The organism is Parolsenella sp. (assembly GCF_982402205.1).
Genome location: NZ_CEVYAT010000190.1, coordinates 1 through 2,422 on the forward strand (window position 1 = coordinate 1; position 2,422 = coordinate 2,422).

The 2,422-nt window shown below is 66.3% G+C and carries 4 protein-coding genes; all 4 read left to right on the top strand.

Going from position 1 to position 2,422, the window contains the following annotated elements:
• Positions 1-371: cell division protein SepF (locus AC1VTH_RS07895; RefSeq protein WP_481335607.1), on the top strand; the 371-nt coding region annotated here is incomplete at its 5' end.
• 71 nt (positions 372-442) lie between these two features.
• Entirely contained in the window at positions 443-1,270 is an 828-nt protein-coding gene (gene proC, locus AC1VTH_RS07900; protein ID WP_481335609.1) for a pyrroline-5-carboxylate reductase, read from the top strand.
• 3 nt (positions 1,271-1,273) lie between these two features.
• Positions 1,274-1,552: a YggT family protein gene (locus AC1VTH_RS07905; RefSeq protein ID WP_293674064.1), complete on the top strand. Its 279-nt coding sequence runs from the start codon at positions 1,274-1,276 to the stop codon at positions 1,550-1,552.
• Positions 1,553-1,850: 298 nt separating this feature from the next.
• On the top strand, positions 1,851-2,422 hold a 572-nt coding region (locus AC1VTH_RS07910), incomplete at its 3' end, for a DivIVA domain-containing protein (RefSeq protein WP_481335611.1).

The following is a 2,422-nucleotide window of genomic DNA, read 5'->3' on the forward strand; positions in this document are numbered from 1 at the left end:
CCTACGTGCCGCCCATGACGCAGCCCGGCGTCTTTGGCGCCACGGGCAACACGCCCGGCGACGTGGGCCTCACGGCCGTGCCGCGCGTCACGAGCGGTAAGCTTCCCGCCTACGTGCTCAAGCCCACGAGCTACGACGACGTTCAGATGGTCGTGCGTCGCGTGCGCACCAACCAGCCGGTGGTGCTGTCGTTCAAGAACCTCAAGATCGACGTCGCCAAGCGCATTCTCGACTTCAGCTTTGGCCTTGCCTGCGGCATTGACGGCGCCGTCGAGGAGCTGGGAGACCGTGTGTTCGTCGTGCTGCCCAAGGGCGTCGAGCTCGCAGATTCCGACACCCGCAAGCTGCGCGCCGACGGCCTCATTGACTAGCCAGCTGCAATTCGCAATGTTCTATTTGACGTGGCGGCCCCGTGGCCGCCACGCTGTGTAAGGGGGACACCATGACTGACATCGAGAAGTACCTCGCGCAGTTCACCGTGGGCGTCATCGGCGCGGGTTCCATGGGTGGCGCCATCGCCCGCGGCCTCGTCCAGAGCGGCGCGCTTCCGGGCGAGCGCGTGCTTGCCTGCGACCACAACGCCTACAAACTCGAGGCACTCGCCAACGACTGCGGCATCCAGACCTTTGCCGATGCCGATGCGCTGCTCGCGGCCAACCCCGATGCCGTGGTGCTTGCGGTGAAGCCGCAGGTGCTGAGCGGCGTGCTGTCGTCGTGCGCCGATGCGCTCAAGGGCCGCCTCGTGGTCTCGATCGCCGCGGGCGTCACCATCGCCACCCTCGAGGAGGCGCTGCCGGACTCGCGCGTCGTGCGCGTCATGCCCAACCTGCCGGTCTCGGTGCGCTCCGGTGCCTCTGCCATCTGTGGCGGCTCCTCTGCGACGTCGGTCGATGTGGCGCTCGTGCAGCAGATCTTCTCCGCGCTGGGCTCCGCCAAAGTCATGCGCGAGGACCAGCTCGACGCCGAGGGCGCCGTGGTGGGCTGCGCGCCTGCCTACTTCGCCCTCATGGTCGACGCCCTCACGCGCGCCGGCATCCGCAGCGGCCTGCGCGCCGCCGATGCCCGCGAGCTGGTCAACGCCACGATGCTCGGCGTCGCCGCCTCGCTTGCCCGCAGCGGCGAGCACCCGCGCGCCTACATGGAGGCCGTGACCTCCCCGGGCGGCACTACCGCCGCGGCCCTCTACGAGCTCGAGCCGGCGCTCACGCAGGCTTGCTACGACGCCGTCGACGCCGCCCTTGCCCGCACCGCCGAGCTTGCGAAAGGCTAGGTAATGAGTCTCTATCCCGTACTTCGTGCCATCTCCGCCCTCGTGAACTTCTACGAGTGGCTCGTCATCATCTGGTGCTTCATGAGCTGGTTCCCGCTTCGCGAGGGGAGCCTCGTCTATGACATTGCCGTGGTGATCGACCGCATCGTGAGCCCGTACATGAACCTGTTCCGCCGCTTCATTCCGCCCATGGGCGGGCTGGACTTCTCGCCGGTCATCGCGCTGTTCGTGCTGTCGATTGGCGAGCGCCTGCTGTACTACGTGGTGCTGGGCGTGCTGTAACGGTTTGTGGTTCGCGCCTGGCTTTGGCGTTGCTCGCCCATCGGTTTTGCACGTTTGGGAGGCGTTGGATGTGCCAGACCAATGGCGCGTTTGAGCAGTGCCGCGAGAGCTGCCGCCAATACCGCTGCGCACTTCTCGGCCACGTTGCATCGTTTGAGCCCGGCCGCCTGCCGCGGGTTTTCTCCACCCCATGTGTTGGATGTGGGGGAGGGGTTCCCGGCGGGCAGTCGCGCTATACTTGACTACATGCGTATCGCGTTACCCGGGGCGCTTGCCCCAGAACTGAAAGGGACCCAGAATGGCAATCACACCCTCTGAAATCGACCAGCTCACCTTCTCTCCCTCCAAGCACGGCTATGACACCGACGAGGTCGACAACTTCCTCGAGCGTCTGTCCGGCGAAGTTGACGCGATGCTGCAGAAGATCGCCGACCTCAAGAACCGCCTGAACGCCTCCGAGCAGCAGCTTGCCGCCGCCCAGGCCCAGGTTGCCCAGCTCCAGAACCAGCCCTCTGCCGCCGCCCCTGTGGCTGAGGCCCCGGTTGCCACGTCCGCGTCCGAGAGCCAGATCTCTAAGGTTCTCATCGTGGCCCAGCAGTCTGCCGACAAGATCGTGGCCGATGCTCGCGACAACGCCGAGAAGATTCGTAATGACGCCGACCAGAAGGCCCGCGAGGTCATCCGCCAGGCCCTTGCCGAGAAGCAGAGCGAGCTCGACGAGATGGACCGTCTCAAGGCCTCCCGCGAGGAGTTCCGCGACCAGTACAAGGCACTGCTCCAGCACTTCATGGACGATGCCGACAACGCCTTCTCCCAGCAGCTCTCGGTGAGCCTGCCCACTGGCTCCGTCGCCGCCGCCGCCGTTGTCGC